General features: G+C 45.0%; 14 protein-coding genes and 1 pseudogene. 11 read left to right on the top strand and 4 right to left on the bottom strand.

Translation table 11 applies throughout. From position 1 onward, the window contains the following. Positions 1 to 9 precede the first annotated feature (9 nt). Positions 10 to 1,260, bottom strand: coding sequence for a glutamyl-tRNA reductase (hemA, locus tag L5M10_RS00260; protein WP_028761678.1), 1,251 nt, complete (start codon positions 1,258 to 1,260; stop codon positions 10 to 12). Positions 1,261 to 1,513: 253 nt separating this feature from the next. Here hemA and lolB point away from each other — a divergent pair, with 253 nt between their 5' ends. From lolB to L5M10_RS00245, 3 genes are all read left to right on the top strand, one after another. Further along, positions 1,514 to 2,158 carry a lipoprotein insertase outer membrane protein LolB gene (gene lolB / locus L5M10_RS00255; protein WP_113939046.1) on the top strand — a complete coding sequence of 215 codons (645 nt, stop codon included), beginning with the start codon at positions 1,514 to 1,516 and terminating at the stop codon, positions 2,156 to 2,158. A gap of 1 nt (position 2,159) precedes the next feature. Further along, positions 2,160 to 3,014 (top strand): 4-(cytidine 5'-diphospho)-2-C-methyl-D-erythritol kinase, encoded by an 855-nt coding sequence (ispE, locus tag L5M10_RS00250; protein ID WP_131523736.1) that lies wholly within the window; start codon positions 2,160 to 2,162, stop codon positions 3,012 to 3,014. Between the two features lie 112 nt (positions 3,015 to 3,126). Then, positions 3,127 to 4,074 carry a ribose-phosphate pyrophosphokinase gene (locus L5M10_RS00245; RefSeq protein WP_006080255.1) on the top strand — a complete coding sequence of 316 codons (948 nt, stop codon included), beginning with the start codon at positions 3,127 to 3,129 and terminating at the stop codon, positions 4,072 to 4,074. Positions 4,075 to 4,259: 185 nt separating this feature from the next. Here L5M10_RS00245 and L5M10_RS00240 read toward each other — a convergent pair. Further along, a pseudogene (locus tag L5M10_RS00240) lies at positions 4,260 to 6,122 on the bottom strand (methyl-accepting chemotaxis protein). Between the two features lie 439 nt (positions 6,123 to 6,561). On the opposite strand from L5M10_RS00240, the gene L5M10_RS00235 reads away from it, so the two are divergent. Genes L5M10_RS00235 through L5M10_RS00225 form a run of 3 tightly spaced genes read left to right on the top strand, consistent with a single transcriptional unit; the run spans position 6,562 to position 8,632 of the window. Next, a complete protein-coding gene (locus tag L5M10_RS00235) occupies positions 6,562 to 7,095 on the top strand; it encodes an RNA polymerase sigma factor (RefSeq protein WP_105250152.1) in 534 nt (177 codons plus the stop codon). Further along, the gene (locus tag L5M10_RS00230) at positions 7,095 to 7,679 is read left to right on the top strand and encodes an anti-sigma factor (RefSeq protein WP_113939048.1); all 585 of its coding nucleotides are present in this window, start codon (positions 7,095 to 7,097) and stop codon (positions 7,677 to 7,679) included. Before L5M10_RS00235 ends, L5M10_RS00230 begins: the two co-directional genes overlap by 1 nt. Next, entirely contained in the window at positions 7,676 to 8,632 is a 957-nt protein-coding gene (locus L5M10_RS00225; RefSeq protein WP_263139596.1) for a DUF4097 family beta strand repeat-containing protein, read from the top strand. Before L5M10_RS00230 ends, L5M10_RS00225 begins: the two co-directional genes overlap by 4 nt. A gap of 74 nt (positions 8,633 to 8,706) precedes the next feature. Here the strand turns inward: L5M10_RS00225 and rsuA are convergent, their stop codons facing one another. Then, positions 8,707 to 9,459, bottom strand: a complete 753-nt coding sequence (gene rsuA / locus L5M10_RS00220) for a 16S rRNA pseudouridine(516) synthase RsuA (RefSeq protein WP_263236004.1) — start codon at positions 9,457 to 9,459, stop codon at positions 8,707 to 8,709. 77 nt (positions 9,460 to 9,536) lie between these two features. Between rsuA and L5M10_RS00215 the strand changes: the two genes are divergently transcribed. From L5M10_RS00215 to L5M10_RS00195, 5 genes are all read left to right on the top strand, one after another. After that, entirely contained in the window at positions 9,537 to 10,091 is a 555-nt protein-coding gene (locus L5M10_RS00215) for a sugar O-acetyltransferase (protein ID WP_263235940.1), read from the top strand. Between the two features lie 261 nt (positions 10,092 to 10,352). Next, complete coding sequence (locus tag L5M10_RS00210; protein ID WP_263254622.1) at positions 10,353 to 12,437, top strand: M13 family metallopeptidase; 2,085 nt, start codon at positions 10,353 to 10,355, stop codon at positions 12,435 to 12,437. Between the two features lie 205 nt (positions 12,438 to 12,642). Further along, a complete protein-coding gene (locus L5M10_RS00205; RefSeq protein ID WP_263254621.1) occupies positions 12,643 to 13,428 on the top strand; it encodes a RelA/SpoT domain-containing protein in 786 nt (261 codons plus the stop codon). A 173-nt stretch (positions 13,429 to 13,601) separates the two neighbouring features. Continuing rightward, positions 13,602 to 14,009, top strand: coding sequence for an SMI1/KNR4 family protein (locus L5M10_RS00200; RefSeq protein ID WP_113939053.1), 408 nt, complete (start codon positions 13,602 to 13,604; stop codon positions 14,007 to 14,009). Positions 14,010 to 14,039: 30 nt separating this feature from the next. After that, positions 14,040 to 14,540, top strand: a complete 501-nt coding sequence (locus L5M10_RS00195) for a DUF4447 family protein (RefSeq protein WP_263254620.1) — start codon at positions 14,040 to 14,042, stop codon at positions 14,538 to 14,540. Positions 14,541 to 14,667: 127 nt separating this feature from the next. On the opposite strand, the gene L5M10_RS00190 is transcribed toward L5M10_RS00195, so the two are convergent. Then, the gene (locus L5M10_RS00190; RefSeq protein ID WP_263254619.1) at positions 14,668 to 17,253 is read right to left on the bottom strand and encodes a TonB-dependent receptor; all 2,586 of its coding nucleotides are present in this window, start codon (positions 17,251 to 17,253) and stop codon (positions 14,668 to 14,670) included. Positions 17,254 to 17,291: the final 38 nt, after the last annotated feature.

Raw genomic sequence — 17,291 nt, 5'->3', positions numbered from 1 at the left:
TCGCTAACCTTAGTTTTTATCTAATCCAAGCGCTGATCTTAACTGACCGAGAGTATTCAAATCGCCCTGACGACTCGCTGCCGTGAGGGCCTGTGTCGGTGCGTGGATAAGTTTGTTGGTCAGGCGATTGGCTAGTTCAATCAATACCTGCTCAGTGTCTGAGCCCTGGGCTAATTTATTCAAGGCGCGTTCCACTAACTCATCTTTTACCGCCATGCTCTGGCTGCGATACTCGCGAATACTGTCGACCGACTCTAAAGAACGGATCCAATCCATAAATAGGAAAGATTGTTCTTCAGTAATTACTTCAGCTTGCTCGGCGGCTTCTTTTCGAGAAGCCATATTCTGTTCAATAATGCTATGCAGGTCGTCCACTGTATACAGAAACGCGTCATCCAAATCGGCGACTTCCGGCTCAATATCCCGGGGAACTGCTATATCAACCAATAACATAGGTTGATGGCGACGCTGCTTTAGCGCTTTTTCGACCATGCCTTTACCTAGGATAGGCAGAGGGCTGGCGGTAGAGGATATCACGATATCGGCTTTTGGGAGATAATCTGGTATCTGCGCCAGTGTAATTGCTGTTGCGCCAAACTCCTCGCACATGCCTTGGGCACGTTCTAACGTCCGATTTGCTACGACCATTGAAGCCACGCCGTTATCTTTAAGATGCTTCGCAACCAGTTCTATGGTTTCACCTGCGCCAATCAACAGTACTTTAGTGGTCGATATCGATGAGAAAATATGTTTCGCCATGCTTACCGCGGCAAATGCCACAGAAACTGCAGCGGCGCCAATTTCAGTGTCAGTGCGGACTTTCTTAGCGACTGAAAAAGTGTTCTGAAAGAGTCTATCTATGGTTAGTGCAACCGTACCAGCCTCTTTGGCCTTAACAAACGCTTGCTTTACTTGACCGAGAATCTGCGGCTCACCCAAGATCAACGAATCGAGCCCAGAGGCCACACGCATCAAATGCCTGACGGCATCTTGACCGTGATAATTATAGAGACAAGGTGCTACATCCTCATGATCTAGGCCGTGATATTCTTCAAGCCACGCAATAATGTCGGCCTCATCGCCGTTGTTGCAATACAACTCAGTGCGATTACAGGTTGAGACAATAACGGCTTCACCCGAGCGTGTACGACTGGCCAGACTCTTCATAGCATCATGAATTTTGTCCGGAGAGAAGGCAACTTTCTCACGCAGGTCTACCGTGGCTGTTTTATGGTTAATACCGATTGCTACAAGGCTCATCTGACTCTTTCTAGATTCTTGGCGACTCTCTTAATAAGGGCATTCTACTGAATTGGCCCAACTAAAAACAGAATACGCTTAACAAAACCGAATAAAGGTCTAACTTCTTACCTAAATTTTCTATCAATAATAGGTAAGGCAAAATTTGCCCCAAGGGAGCAAATCTAAGTGACCGCCGATGGAAATTTTACGTTTGGCATTGGTATTCTTTCCAAGCCCTCGTATCATAAGGACTTTGGTATATCAGTCATAGATGAATAATTTGAAGCGCCTCACAAAAACCATTTTCTCTTGTTTTACCTTAAGCGCCCTACTCTTGCTGGCGGGGTGTGAAACCTTGCCGCCGATGACTGACTTAAGCCCAATCACAGTCAATGATGCGCGCCAAGCCAAAGCTTGGGAATTACAGGGAAAACTAGCGATAAAAACTCCCGACGATAAACTCAGTGCCAATATCTACTGGCGCCACAGTGAAGATCGCGATGAACTCACACTCACGACTATGCTAGGTACAACTGTGTTGACGCTTAATTCAACCTCGAACTCTGCCCATTTACATATCGATGGCAAAGATTTTCGCGACGATAACGCCCAGCGTTTACTCGAGCGTGTCAGCGGTTGGTCCATCCCCTTGGCCGATTTACCTTTATGGATCACCGGCCAAGTTGGCCCGAATGATCAAGTACTTGAAAGCGATAGCCAAGGCAAACCTAAACAGCTCACGAACACTCAAACCCCACCGCCTTGGCAGGTCACATTTTTGAGTTGGCAATCCCAGAGCGGCGCCAACGTGCCCCATCAATTAAAGCTTGAGCGTGGCGACTTACAACTCAAACTACAATTGAATCAATGGCAAGCCCTCGGCAAGCCTGCAATCATACTCGAAGAGAAACCTTAGCATGCCCGCAGCAATTTCACGCCATTGGCCAGCACCAGCCAAGCTTAACTTATTCTTACACGTGAATGGTCGCCGCGCAGATGGTTATCATGAACTGCAAACCTTGTTTCAGTTTATTGATTACTGTGACATGCTCGATTTTAAGGTCACTGAAACCGCAGAACTGATTTTGCACTCCAATATCTCTAATGTTGTCGCCGATAGCGATAACTTAATTCTGCGAGCCGCAAAATCATTACAACAAATCACAGGCTTTACTGGCGGCGCCGAAATCTGGTTGGATAAACGTCTACCCATGGGCGGAGGTTTAGGTGGCGGCTCGTCAGATGCTGCCACCACCTTAGTGGCACTGAACACGTTATGGAACACCCAATTATCGACCGAAGAACTGGCTAAAATCGGCCTTAAATTGGGTGCCGATATTCCTGTTTTTATTCATGGTTTCGCCGCTTTTGCCGAAGGTGTAGGTGAACGCTTGCAAGCGGTAAATCCGAGTGAGCCTTGGTACTTAATCATCGCACCCGATGCCCATGTTTCCACCGCTGAAGTATTCCAAGATCCACTTTTACCACGTGATACCCCGAAACTGGCCATAGAGACCTTAATGAACCAACCTTGGGCAAATGATTGTCAAAAACTAGTCGTTTCTAAATACCCTCAAGTTGCCAAGGCATTAGGCTGGCTGCTAGAATATGCGCCGTCGAGAATGACAGGAACAGGCGCATGCGTGTTCGGGGAATTCACACAAAAGCAACAAGCTCTCGCAGCCTTGGCGAAATTACCGTCTGAAATGCAAGGATTTGTTGCACAAGGGATGAATCTTTCGCCGCTCATCACGCGACTCAGTCACCCTTAAACTACTTTCTTCTAGAGTAACCACTTAACGATAACGCCTCGGGTTCCTCCCGTCCCTACGTCGTCGTTACTCTAGCCACTAAAATATAAAGCAAACGCCTGAGGTTCATACAGTGCCCGACATCAAGCTCTTTGCTGGGAACGCCACCCCCAGTCTCGCTAAAAAGATAGCCGATCGTCTATTTTGCAAACTCGGAGACGCAGTGGTTGGTCGTTTCAGCGATGGTGAAATCAGTGTCCAAATTAACGAAAATGTACGTGGTGCCGATGTGTTCATCATCCAATCCACTTGCGCGCCGACAAACGACAACCTGATGGAACTCATCGTGATGGTTGACGCGCTGCGCCGTGCATCTGCTGGCCGTATCACAGCTGTTATTCCTTACTTTGGTTATGCTCGTCAAGACCGTCGCGTTCGTAGCGCCCGTGTACCTATTACTGCAAAAGTGGTTGCCGATTTCCTGTCTAGCGTGGGTGTTGACCGCGTTCTGACCTGTGACCTGCACGCTGAGCAAATCCAAGGTTTCTTCGACGTTCCCGTTGATAACGTATTCGGTAGCCCAGTGCTACTAGAAGATATGTTAGCGAAGAACTTAGATAATCCAGTCGTTGTTTCTCCAGACATCGGTGGTGTTGTTCGCGCTCGCGCAGTAGCAAAACTGTTGGATGATTCTGATTTAGCGATCATTGATAAACGTCGCCCACAAGCGAACGTTGCGCAAGTTATGCACATCATTGGTGATGTTCAAGGTCGTGACTGCATTATCGTTGACGATATGATCGACACAGGCGGCACTCTGTGTAAAGCGGCTGAAGCCTTAAAAGAACATGGTGCGAACCGCGTATTTGCTTACGCAACTCACCCAGTGTTCTCTGGCAAAGCGGCTGAAAATATCGCTAACTCAGTGATTGATGAAGTGATTGTGACTGACACTGTTCCTTTAAGCCCAGAAATGTTGAAAGTGGCTAAAGTAACTCAGTTAACTATGTCTGCGGTACTGGCTGAGGCAATTCGTCGCGTAAGCAACGAAGAGTCTATTTCTGCCATGTTCCGTCACTAATAGTTCTGTTACTGAACGTTCTGACTAATCTGAGTGGTTCCGATGCACAGCTTACTGTTTTAACGAATCACTAAGCTTGCAGAGCTAATTACTCAGACATAAAAACGCACTCCTCGGAGTGCGTTTTTGTTAGTGTATTTTTTAAGCCAGCTTCTGATCATCAGATGTAAACTGGCTTCTACGCATTAGATTTTAAAATTACTCACCGCACGGAATAAGAACTCAGCCTGCGCCTTAAGCTCATCCGATGCGGACGCATTTGCATCTGCCGCATGGGATGACTCCTCAGCGATATCGCGGATCACCACCACGTTCTTGTTCACTTCAGCCGCCACCATACTTTGCTCTTCAATAGCCGCCGCAATTTGAGTGCTCATGTCCATAATATTACGCACGTCGTTATTGATAAGCTTCAATAAAGCGCCAGCACTTGCCGCTTGTTCAGCGCTTTCAACGCCTTGTTTTTGGCTAGATTCCATCAATTGCACAATCGATCGGGTACGCGTCTGCAGCGTTTGAATGATGTTAGCAATCTCTTGGGTTGACGATTGCGTCCGCATCGCTAAGTTACGCACTTCATCGGCAACCACAGCAAAACCACGGCCCTGCTCACCCGCACGCGCCGCTTCAATCGCGGCATTCAAGGCTAAAAGGTTAGTCTGCTCAGCAATGCCGCGGATCACATCTAACACGCTACCGATAGTCTCGCTGTCACGTTCCAATTCGTTAACGACCGCTGCTGAGCTATTCAACTGCTCAGCAAGTGACTGGATTTTATGTATCGTTTGCTCAACCTCTAATTGACCACTTTGGGCATTATCGTGGGTCTGACCCGCTTTTGATGCAGCTAATTCGGTTGTTTTAGCAATTTCCTCAATCGTTGCGCCCATCTCAGTGATTGCTGTTGCGACCATGTCGGTCTCATTAAGTTGTTGGCCCACACCTTCGGAGGCGAGCATGGCATTTTCTGAAACACGTTTACAGGAAGTGTTAATCGTTGCGACCGACTCAATCACTTGCTCAATCAGCTGTTGGAAGCTACTCACCATGCTATTGAAATGCTGTGCAATTTCACCGAGTTCATCTTGGGTGGAGGCATCGCACCTCAATGTCAGATCTTTACTCTCCTCGATGCGAGAAATGATCTGCGTGATACGCTCAACCGGCGCGATAATACTGCGGATAATCAAGTAGGTAATGATTGATAGTAGTAACGCAATAAAGATAAACACAGTAATCCCGACATTAATGCTACTACTCTCAGCATCATCAATGGCCTTAAGAGCCAAATTTTTCAAGTCACTCGTACTGCTCTCTGTTTGCTGGTTTGCAGCTAAAACTCGCGCCATAGTACCGTCATTTTCGGTCAAACCAAGCTGCTGTTCTTTATTAATTAAGCTTTTGAAATCCTTTTGATATTAAGTAATAAGCTCTTCAATTTTTCGTTGAGTATCAATATCGATACTCGAGGCATGAAGCTTGTCATTAAACTTACTAATATTAGTATCGAAGGTTTCGACATAACTTAGCTCACGACGCAGCATAAAATCCTTTTCGTTACGCCTAAGTTGCAGCATTGCGGCTTCGAGTGCGGGCTGATCAAATTCCTTGAGTAGCGTTTCAACGTTATGCACCGCAGCTCGTAACGTACCGTACAAACCTGTTTTAGGTGTTAAGCCAATCTCTTGTTGTAGCTGCACCACTTCAGAAAAAGCGGCTTGATACTGATTTAAATTACGGTCAAAACTTTCAAGTGAGGCAGTCGACACCCCATATTCTTTAAAGACTTTCTCTAACTCAGGGACAATACTGTCGATTGCCATGTGGCTTTGCTTATGCAGCTCGACATATTTCAAATCCTTGCGAGCGAAAAAGTCCTTTTCATTTTTACGCAAAATTAAGACGTCGCGCTCTAAATCAAGCACACTTTGAGCCGCGTTAGAAAGTTCCGATTTCACCGAATTTGAATAGAGTTGTAATCCAAACATGGCAATTAGTGCCGAAATAGACACTGCAGCACTGAGTAACAACTTTGAGCGGATTAGCATAGAAAGTCCCCGAATATATAATCTATCTTAAAAAGATAGCTGGAAATTAAGCCTTTAACAGCGCAAACATAGCAATACATTAAAAGTTCACATCAAATACTTTGATAGCTTGTCGATTTAAGCTCCCATACTGTGAGTACCGCATTATTTTTAACTTAGTTCTTCAAGGTGATACCCTACCGTTACTACAAAGTATTTCGTTTTAATTACGTTAAATATACCGTCTCAAAGCAGATGTAAGTGTCATAATATCAATTGATATAAAATGAATTACTTCATTAGCTTAGCAGTACTTTTTCGGGCGAATTCTACTACAAATTACAAAAATGTTACGCTGGATAATTGATCTAAATAAAATATATTTTTTAAGGTTCCAAACCTTTTGTAGCGCCCACTGCGTCAAAACTACAACACTCAATCATTATGGCAGGAAATTACAGTGACAGCAGGGATCCTCCCACTCAATGGCTCAATGTCTGACTTTGAACTGGTCACCTTAGCGAGCCAAGGAGACAAAACTGCCTTCAAGTTGCTGTATCAAAGCCATTACCAACGTATTTACGCCCTATCACTGCGCCTTTGCGGCCATAGCGCTATGGCCGAAGAAATTACCCAAGAGTGTTTTATTTTAGTGTGGCAGAAGTTGCCACAATTTCGAGGTGAGAGTCAGTTTTCCACTTGGTTACACAGTATTTGTGTCAATCAAGCATTGAGCAGCATTCGTAAACAAAAGTCCTTTTGGTCACGATTTATTCCGCTGGAACATGAAACTGAGCCCTTAAGCTCTGATAGCAGCTATAGCGGATTAGATAAGTTAATTTTCAAACTGCCAGAACGCGCTCGCATGGTTTTCGTACTCTGTGCAATCGAAGGTTATCAACATGATGAAATCGCTGACTTACTCGGCATTGCCGTCGGCACCAGTAAGACCCAATACCATAGAGCTAAGCAACTACTACAGGAGATGCTGTAATGACGTTAACGCCGCTTTCCCGTGAACAACAGCTTGAGCAATTGATCAATAGCGCGCCCAAAGAGATGTCGCCTACACATGATCTGTGGCAAGGCATTGAAAAACGTATGGATAAAACGCTGATACCCCAAACGTACAAATCCCAGAAGAGTCACGCTTGGGCGATAGCGGCTTCGTTTATTATTCTAGCGGCATTGGGATATACCCAATTGCCCTATTTCAACTCATTCATAATGCAGCAGACAGAGCTTGCCCAGAACCAAGCTATGCCAGAGCAACCAGGGGATGCGGCCTTACATTTATTACTCACCCAAATTGCAACATCACACCAAGCGCAAGTGGACAACCTAGAACAGGCGCCAAATGCGCTAATGTGGCAAACGAGCAGTTTCAGCGCACCCGTTGAGCAAGGTTTAACTGAGCTAAGGCTCGCGGCAACACAGATTTACCAAGCTTTACAAGCAAATCCAACCGATAAACAACTTTGGCAACTCTGGCTTTGGGTGCAGCAGCGTGAGCTCGACCTATTACAACAGGGCCAAAAATTACCCATTAGAAACTCGACACAAGGAAACACCCTATGAGTAACCTCAATCTCACTAAAGCTAGCCTATTGGTTTCGACACTCTGTTTAGGCTTAATGGGCAATGTGTTAGCAGCACAAAGCGTTGATAAACAGTTAAGTGTCAGCAGCGACACTCAACTGCAGATCAAAGTCCAACGCGGTGATGTGACCATTCAAACATGGGATAAGAGTGAAGTGAGTGTCACTGGCACATTAGATGAATTGAGCGAAGGCTTTGTGTTTGAGCAACAGGGAAATAGTCTCAATATCGAAGACAAGATGCCTCGCCACTATAATGGCAATAATGACAAAGGATCACAGCTCACCATTAAAGTCCCAAAAACGGTTAAACTCAGTGCAGATACCATATCTGCCAATCTGCAAGTTGCCGAAACTCAAGGTGAACTAGATTTGAATACGGTAAGCGGCAATATCAACGCCAACAACTTAAGTGGTAAACCTGAGTTACATACAGTCTCTGGTGATATCACGACCAAAGCTCTTGATGGAAAAATCAAATTAGAAACCGTATCCGGCACGATTCAGGACACTGACAGTAAAGGAGAAATGAATTATCGCCTCGTTAGCGGTGACTTAAAAAGCCACACTCAAGCAGAAAAAGTCACGATTGAACAAGTCTCAGGTGAAGTGAATGCTAACTTTAGTGTCACCAAGGAAATCGAGCTCAGAACCGTCAGCGGAGATTCACAAGTGTCACTCGCTAAAAACTTCAACAAAGCGAATTTAGAAAGTGTGAGTGGCGATATTACCGTGATCTTTAATGATGTTCCCGATGCCAGCTTCAACTTAGATGGTGGTCCTGGTGGAAAAATCAACAACGGTTTAACCCAAGATGTACCGCAAAAACAAAAATATGTACCAAGCACAGAGTTATCATTCCAAACAGGCTCTGGTGCAGCCAACGTGAAGATGAATACCATCAGCGGTAATCTGATTTTAAAGAAACAGTAATAATAAAAGCTATTTAGCACAAATAAAAATGCCGCCAAAGTAAAACTCGGGCGGCATTTTTTACATCAAACTCATCAGACTGAAGCTATCTCTTCAGCCGTCAAATATCGCCATTCACCCAGTGCTAAGGTGGGGTCTAATTCAATTTGCCCTACACTTTCACGATGCAACCCTTGCACATGATTGCCCACAGCGGCAAACATACGCTTCACTTGATGATACTTACCTTCGGTGATGGTTAATCGCACTAATTGTGGATCAATAATCTCCAGTAACGCCGGCTTAGTTAGACCATCTTCACCGCGCAATTCAACGCCAGCGGCAAATACCGCAATCAAACGATCATCCACAGGCTCAGCGAGTTTCACTAAATAGCGTTTGCCGCATTCTTTCTTCGGTGAGGTGATCTTATGCGACCATTGACCATCACTGGTAATCAACACTAGCCCTGTAGTATCGGCATCTAAACGACCAGCAATGTGCAGAGTTTCTGGCTTAGGTACATCCACTAAGCTCAATACCGAAGGGTAGGTTTCATCTATCGTCGAGCAAATAGTGTCTACCGGTTTGTTAAGCATTAAATAACGCTCGCCCACTAAGACAATCGGCTCGCCTTCAAGGCAAACACACATACCTTCAGTCACTTTAAAACCCGAGTCTTTAACGACTAAGCCATCACAAGTAATATCACCGCGATGCAGGGCTTTTTTCGCTAATGAGCGAGTCAATGAGGTACTCTCACAGATAAATTTGTCTAAACGCACGTTAATACTCAACTTCAATAAAGAAAACTGCCGTATTATGAAGCCGACCCGTTCAAAGGGCAAAGAATTGCTGCTCAACACGAGCTGTGTTTCTATTTAGCCCTTACACATTGACAGTAATCACCATAGGGAAAGATGCTATGACTGAATTCCAAAAGATGATCACAGGCCAAGAATATGATTGTCTTGACAGCGAACTCTTAAGTTTAAGAGCACAACAGCAGCGATTGAATCGACAATTAAATCAAACGATTGCTCAAAATAGTACTGAGTACGCCCAACTCTGCCAACAACTTATGCCCCTTAAATCGCTAGCCGCAACTATCTCCACGCCGATTTTTATCAGTTATGGCATCAATCTCACTCTTGCTGACAGAGTGTTCATCAATATCAATGTCACCTTACAGGATAATGCCCCCATTTTTATTGATGAACAGACTATGATTGGCCCCAATGTACAGTTTTATACCTCAAGTCACCCACTTGATGCCGAGCTACGTTGCTCAGGTTTGGAAACCGCTAAAGCGATTCACATCGGTAAACGGGTATGGATTGGCGGCGGCGCAATCATAATGCCAGGAATCAATATTGGTGATGATGCCGTCATCGGTGCTGGCGCCGTAGTGACTAAAAATGTCGCAACCAAAACAGTGGTTGCAGGTAACCCTGCAAAACGAATTAGGCAACTGAATTAACCCTATTTTAAAATGATAAATCGAAGTGCTCACTTACCTGAAAAGGCCTGCATACGGTAACTTTGCAGCGACTGACTTAAATATGCTCACTGGTAACCTTTAGTTACATATCACTCAAGATAAATCCACGATAAACACTGTAATGACCTTGTTTCGATTCCTAGTAAGGCATTAACATAGTTCATTGCGCCTGAAGCAATCCCATTTTGCCAAAATAACAGCCCCAATAATGGGCACAATAATAAACTCGAAGGAAACAACATGAGAAAAGTACTCATTGGGGGACTGTGTGCCTCACTTATCGCAGGCCTGACTGCCTGTAATGACAAGGCTGCCGAAGTTAAAGCACCTGAAACTGCTAAAACAGCCACCGCAGCGGCAGTGACTCAAGCACTAGGTTCTGGAATTGAATTTGCTAATTTTGATAAAGCGATTCGTCCACAAGACGATTTCTATAAATACGTTAACGGCACTTGGCTAAAAAACACTGAGATCCCAGCCGATCGCACTAGCATTGGCGCTTTCTACGATTTACGTGAAAAATCACGTGACGACGTAAAAGCCATTATCGAAGAAGTGGCTGCAACACCCAACCTCGCCGTTGGTACAGATGAGCAAAAAGTGGCCGATTTATATCGTTCATTTATGGATACTGAGACACTCAATAAACTGGGAGTCACACCAATCCAAGGCGAATTTGATGCTATTAATGCCTTAAAAGATAAGAATGAATTAGTGAAGTACTTCGCCCACAGCCAAATCGCTGGCGCGGGTACCCCAATAGCATTTTATATCGATATCGATGCGAAAAACTCTAGCCGTTACGCAACACATCTCTATCAATATGGCCTAAGCCTGCCAGAAAAAGACTACTACTTTAACGAATCAGAACGCTTCGTTAATATCCGTAAGGCATATGTCGCCCATATCGAAAAAATGTTTACCCTTGCGGGTCTCGCTAACCCTAAAGCCAGTGCTGAAGCTATTTTAGCCTTAGAAACGGCGATTGCTGCCAAGCATTGGGATGTGGTTGAAAACCGCGACAGCACTAAGACCTACAATCTATATCAAGTCAAAGATCTGCCAACACTGGCACCGGATATCGATTGGGCTGGCTACTTAGCCACTCTTGGCGCTGACAAGCAAACCGATATCATAGTTAACCAACCTAGCTATATTCAAGGGTTAAACGAAGTTTTAAAAACAACTGAGTTAGCCACTTGGAAAACCTATATGCAATGGCAAGTGCTGACGCACGCGGCGAGCAATCTGAGTGAAGCGTTAGACAATGAAAACTTCGCTTTCTTCTCTAAAACCTTGAATGGTCAAGAAGAACAAGAACCTCGTTGGAAGCGTGGCGTTGCAGCCGTCAATGGCGTTCTTGGTGAAGTTGTGGGTAAAGTGTATGTCAAACGTCACTTCACTCCAGAAGCCAAAGACCGTATGCAAGCACTGGTTGAAAACCTGCGTGGTGCTTACGGCGACAGCATCAAAGAATTAACTTGGATGAGCGACAGCACTAAAGTGGCTGCTGCGGATAAATTAGCAAAATTCAACCCGAAAATCGGTTACCCGAACAAATGGGAAGATTACAGTAAGCTGACCATCAAGGCAGACGACTTAATCGGTAACGCTATGCGTGCCAGCGAAGTTGAACATGCTAAATCATTAGCCAAACTGGGCGCGCCAATCGATAAAGACGAATGGCACATGACGCCACAAACGGTTAACGCTTACTACAACCCAACCATGAATGAAATCGTGTTCCCTGCAGCCATTCTGCAACCACCATTCTTCAATTTGGCAGCTGACGATGCAGTCAACTACGGTGGTATTGGTGCGGTAATCGGCCACGAAATGGGCCATGGTTTTGACGATCAAGGCGCTAAATTCGATGGCGAAGGCAACATGCGTGATTGGTGGACAGAGCAAGACTTGAAAGAGTTCTCTGCTCGCGGCAAAGCGCTAATCGCACAATACGATGGTTACGCAGTGTTTGATGATCTGCATGTCAACGGCAGCTTAACCTTAGGCGAGAACATTGGTGACTTGTCAGGTGTGACTATCGCTTATCGTGCTTATAAAAAATCGCTTAACGGTAAAGATGCACCTGTTATCGATGGCTTAACGGGCGATCAACGTTTCTTCATCGGCTTCACGCAAATTTGGCGCGCAAAAGCTAAAGAAGAAGCAATGCGTAACCGCGTAGCGACCGATCCACACTCACCTGCGGAATTCCGCGCACTGGGTGCACTATCTAACATGCCTGAGTTCTACACTACGTATGATGTAAAACCTGGCGATGCCATGTATATCGCACCAGAGAAACGCGTAAAAATTTGGTAAGCCAAATTTAAATCACTGTTCAGCGGCATAAGCTGGCCAACAATGGCGCTCACTGTTACAGGTGGCGCCATTTTTATTTCCTTAAACCACTGAGCCCCATGCGCAAGATGAACAAGTCTTCATGGTTGGTTCAGCTTTAATTAAGCAATAGAAGCCTATGGTGGGTGCGTGACCTGAATAACTCACCCATAAGGAAGTAGGCCGCATGACTAAGTTATTTCGTACCTTTTTTATTTTTCTACTCTTATTATCGAGCCGCGCTGGTGTAGCAAATCCTCTCGACATCAGTGACAGTAAAGCAGAACGTGGTAATTACAGTGCAAGACAGGCATCAAGCCATGACCTACAAGGTCTATATGCACTCAGCAGTCAGACCTTCGATGCGCCTCATCAACCCTCGAATGACTTATCCGTGCTCCATCACCAAGCCTATGATGCACAAGCTGAGCTCGCTCAATTACTCACCAAGATTGCCCATTATTCACAGGCACAAGTGATTGTTCCGCCAGTAAAGAGTTACCAAAGAGCAGCCGATAAAGTAGCGACAAAATTTAACGGTGATGCCAGCCAAATTACCGACCTTGCAAGGGCAAGTATTGTGACCGACAGCATTCAAGATCTGATGCAGGCCTACCAAACTTTGGATGAGCACACCCAAGTTGTGAAACAAAAAAACCGCTTTGCTGAACCTAAAGCCTCCGGCTATCGCGATCTCAATCTACTGGTACGCTTACCCCAATCAGGCATGATTGCTGAAGTGCAATTACACCTACAGGATATCGCTGATATTAAAAATGGTCCTGAACACAAGGTATATGAAAAAGTACAGAGGATTGAGGCCAATGCTCGTAAACAACAACGTTCACTAAGTGAGTTTGAACTCGCTCAGATTGCCCAATTACGTCAAGAATCACATAAGTTGTACCATAAGGCATGGCTTAACTATAAACGGGTTGATGAAGCCAGTTTATTAAGAGCCTCAGTCGCTTAACTAAAAAGCTTCCACTCTTGCGCTGGTTATCTGTAAAGGTGCCAGCGCCTTTTTTTATATTTTACAGTGCCTGAAAAAACATATTAAAAATAAGCTGAAAAATGCACTCTCTCGCATCGAACGTCTTTTTAAGTATATAATCCCGCGCCATAGCCCTATCAGCAGGAAATGCCATGCACGACATTATTGAGCAACTCCAAGAACGCAGCGAAACTGTTCCTGTACCACTCGAATTACCCACATTTGAGCAGCTCGTCGAAGTCGAAGAGCAAATCCTGATTTCATTGCCAAGGGAGCTAAAAGAATACCTGCTGTATGCCAGTGATGTGATTTACGGCACGATAGAGCCAGTAACAGCATCGGATCCCTACTCGCACACCTACCTGCCCGAAGTGACTTGCTATGCGTGGTCCATCGGTATGCCAAGGGACATGATTGCCATTTGTCAGCAGGGTGATGCTTTTTACTGTATCGACCAAGATGGTCAAGTACATTTCTGGAAAAACGGCGACTTTACCGATATCTATTGGGAGTCGTTTTGGGAATGGGTTGAAGAAATCTGGTTAAAGATCAAATACTAATTTTACTTTTATTGCATTGAGAACACGATTATGTCTAAGAACATTGGCTTGAATGCCATCGAAATGAGCTACTTACGCCAGTCACTCAGCTTAAGCGCGGCTCAAGTTGGTGCTCTGACTAACCATAGCGAAGCCGATGTACTCGCCTGGGAAAGCGGTGAACAACTGGCACCTGAGCTGGCGCAAAAGAAACTGCTTGATATTGATGACATCATTGAGATGCAAGTGCTCAACACCTGCGATGGTATCGAAGAACTATTTAAGAAAGAACCTAAACGTCACTTAGCCTTCGTGGTCTACCCCACTCAAGCGGTTTACACACAATACAACCCAGAATTCTTAAGTTCACTGCCTTTTACTGAGCTGTACAACACGGCCGCTTGGCGCATTAAGAAAGAGTGCAAACTGGTCATAGAAGTCGACGTCAGCCTAGTGGCTCTCGACGTGGAGGCCTACAAAGCCTTCCGTGAACCAACCAAAATGAGTGAAAGCCGCGAAAGTCGCGCAAAGTGGGCAGCGACTCAGTTATAAACTCAACCGTCACAAGTTTAACCCTATAAAAATAAAGGCCAATATCATTATTGGCCTTTTTTATTAGAGATCACGCCACCCATCATAAATGACGCGCCATTCCGAATGAAATGACGCTAAGCGGTAGTTAGAAGTTCATCGTGAATTTAGTGTAAATGTAGCGGCCCATAGGATTATGTACTGAAATAACATAGCCGTAGAGATCCGTATCACCGTCACCGATAGCAAATGGTGGCTCTTCATCAAATACGTTGTTCACGCCTAGTGTCAGCTTGAACATTTCATTGAAGCGATAAGTACCAGACATGTCGACCAATAATTGAGAGTCGATCATACGAGACTTATTACTGTCAAAATCAAGTACACCATCGAAATTGATATCTGGGGTATCTTCAAATTCACCGATGTAACTCAAATTAATATTGGCGGCAAAATTATCCATAGTCCAGTTAGTGGTGAGTAACCAGCGATGTTGAGGAAACTTATACTCACCCGTGTAATCCAGACCATCTTTCTCAAAATTATGTAAGTAGCTGTACTCTAAGCCAAACTTCAAATCCCCATAGCTATCTAACTCAAAACCATAATGACTAGAGACATCCATCCCTTGTACATCTTGAGAGCTTAAGTTGATAAAGCTTGAATGGATAATACTGATCGGTCCTAAAGTTTGACCTAGCTGTGGCGTTAAGCGCTCGCACACAGTGCTATTTTGATCGTTACAATTTGCAGTATAGATATCGCCTAATGGCTGTTTATCAATTTTGTAGTCTTGCGTGATGCTAAAGATATCAAAACCCACATCAAACGTCTGACTCGGCGCCCAGATCATACCGACGTTCCAAGTTTCGGATTCTTCAGCATCCAGCTCAGAGTTACCTTCAAATTCAGTGTTGTAATCTAAGGCTTCACAATCAACATTATCGGCAGCGCAACGGTAAGTATCGACAAAGAAACTACTTTCGCGAGATGGACCAAGACCTATCTGCGCTAACGAGGGGGCACGAAAGCCTGTAGACCAAGACGCGCGAGCCGTTAACTCGTCGGTCACTCCCCATTGAAAGGCGACTTTAGGGTTAGTCGTTGAACCAAAATCGCTGTAATGATCATATCGACCAGCGAGTTGCAACTCGAAGTTATCCGTGACTGGAATAGATAATTCCATATAAGCGGCATATTGCTCACGGGATGCTGCCGCAGAGACAGCTTCAGTACCAAAAATCAATCCACGTTGGAATTGCTCATCGGGCACATCACTGACATCTTCTTCGCGATATTCAGCTCCCGCCGCCATCATGATGTCACGACCGGCCAAGGTAAATGCTTGACCAGATATGTTAGCCGCATAAGATGTCATATTTGACAAACCTTGGCGTACTAAACTGGTGGTAATAGCGTCAATGACCTCTTGTGAGTTCATCGTACCGCCGAAAGGATTGTAACGACCCGCATCAATTTCACGTTGCAAATAATCTGTTCTTACCCAGCCTTGGCTGCGATCACCCGTTTGAGTCGACTCACTGCGACCTTTTTGAACAGAAGCTTCCCAATCCCACTCTTTTACTACACCGCGTAAACCAGCAACTAAACGTAAACTATCGGATTCAATATCCCAACGTCGCGCCCCTGCATCAACCGTACGGAAGCGACCAATTTCAATATCTTTCCCCCAAGGATTATTCGGGTGAGATCCAGGTACAGTTAAACCAGCATCCTCGTCAAGTGGTGTCGGTGCTCCACCTGCGATCGAGGTATTGTGCTGCGCCGCTAACTCTAAAAATGCTGTTAAATCATCATTAAAATGATAGTCAAATTGGCCAATAGCCCCTACGCGCTCCGCAGCCGGCGCAACAAAATTGTATGAGCCGTACTCAAATAAACAACTTCCACTCGCGGTTGCACTATCAGCAGGACAAGCAGGGTCGATAGTTTTAACACCATCAACATAGAAATACCCAGGAAAGCCACGGGAAGAACGAAAATCTTCACCACCATAAGGTGATTGATTTGAAACACCAAAACGTCCTAAATCAGTCGCAGCTAAAGTATCATTTTTGAAATAGTCGAGGATGACGGAAGCACTGCCCTTATCGGACTTCATCCCCCACACCATATTCGCTGTAGTTTCATCGTAGCCAGTGCCTGAAGCATCACCGTAACCAAGATTGACCTCAATGCCTTCAATGTCTTTTTTCAGAACAATGTTAACCACACCCGCGATCGCATCAGAACCATAAATAGCCGATGCACCATCCTTCAGTATGTCAATACGTTCAATAGCTGATACCGGAATATTATTGATATCAACAAAGGAATTAGTGATACCTTCGGCAAAAGCACTCGCCGCAACACGACGACCGTTAATTAACACTAAGGTCGCGTCTGGGCCTAAACCACGTAGACTGATAGATGCGCCGCCGTTGGCGGTTGAATCTTGGCTGTTACCTCGGGTAGAAAACGCGCCAGCACCATTGGCAGGCATGCGTTCAAGTAATTGCTGCAGGTTATCAAATCCCATATTGGCAATATCGTCTTTACTGATCGATTGAATAGGGGAAGGGCCTTCAATATCGGTACGTTTAATACGGGAACCCGTTACTTCAATACGTTCAACTTTTTCTGCACCTTTATCGGCAGCATGGGCCACTGTTGGCGCACATGCCATAGCAATTGCGATTGCACAAGCACTGGGTAGAATCTGAGGTCTGTTCATACATTTCCCTTGTTTTATTTATCTCATTAAAATTATTT

It is taken from the genome of Shewanella sp. SM32, assembly GCF_025654235.1.
GTDB classification, from domain to species: domain Bacteria; phylum Pseudomonadota; class Gammaproteobacteria; order Enterobacterales; family Shewanellaceae; genus Shewanella; species Shewanella oncorhynchi.
Note: the sequence above shows the minus strand (reverse complement) of the source record. Positions and strands in the feature narration are given on the sequence as shown.

Bases quoted from the DNA above. Each gene is read 5' to 3' on its own strand.
- hemA (WP_028761678.1), bottom strand. From the start codon at position 1,260: ATGAGCCTTGTAGCAATCGGTATTAACCATAAAACAGCCACGGTAGAC.
- lolB (WP_113939046.1), top strand. From the start codon at position 1,514: ATGAATAATTTGAAGCGCCTCACAAAAACCATTTTCTCTTGTTTTACC.
- ispE (WP_131523736.1), top strand. From the start codon at position 2,160: ATGCCCGCAGCAATTTCACGCCATTGGCCAGCACCAGCCAAGCTTAAC.
- L5M10_RS00230 (WP_113939048.1), top strand. From the start codon at position 7,095: ATGACGTTAACGCCGCTTTCCCGTGAACAACAGCTTGAGCAATTGATC.
- L5M10_RS00225 (WP_263139596.1), top strand. From the start codon at position 7,676: ATGAGTAACCTCAATCTCACTAAAGCTAGCCTATTGGTTTCGACACTC.
- L5M10_RS00215 (WP_263235940.1), top strand. From the start codon at position 9,537: ATGACTGAATTCCAAAAGATGATCACAGGCCAAGAATATGATTGTCTT.
- L5M10_RS00210 (WP_263254622.1), top strand. From the start codon at position 10,353: ATGAGAAAAGTACTCATTGGGGGACTGTGTGCCTCACTTATCGCAGGC.
- L5M10_RS00205 (WP_263254621.1), top strand. From the start codon at position 12,643: ATGACTAAGTTATTTCGTACCTTTTTTATTTTTCTACTCTTATTATCG.
- L5M10_RS00200 (WP_113939053.1), top strand. From the start codon at position 13,602: ATGCACGACATTATTGAGCAACTCCAAGAACGCAGCGAAACTGTTCCT.
- L5M10_RS00195 (WP_263254620.1), top strand. From the start codon at position 14,040: ATGTCTAAGAACATTGGCTTGAATGCCATCGAAATGAGCTACTTACGC.
- L5M10_RS00190 (WP_263254619.1), bottom strand. From the start codon at position 17,253: ATGAACAGACCTCAGATTCTACCCAGTGCTTGTGCAATCGCAATTGCT.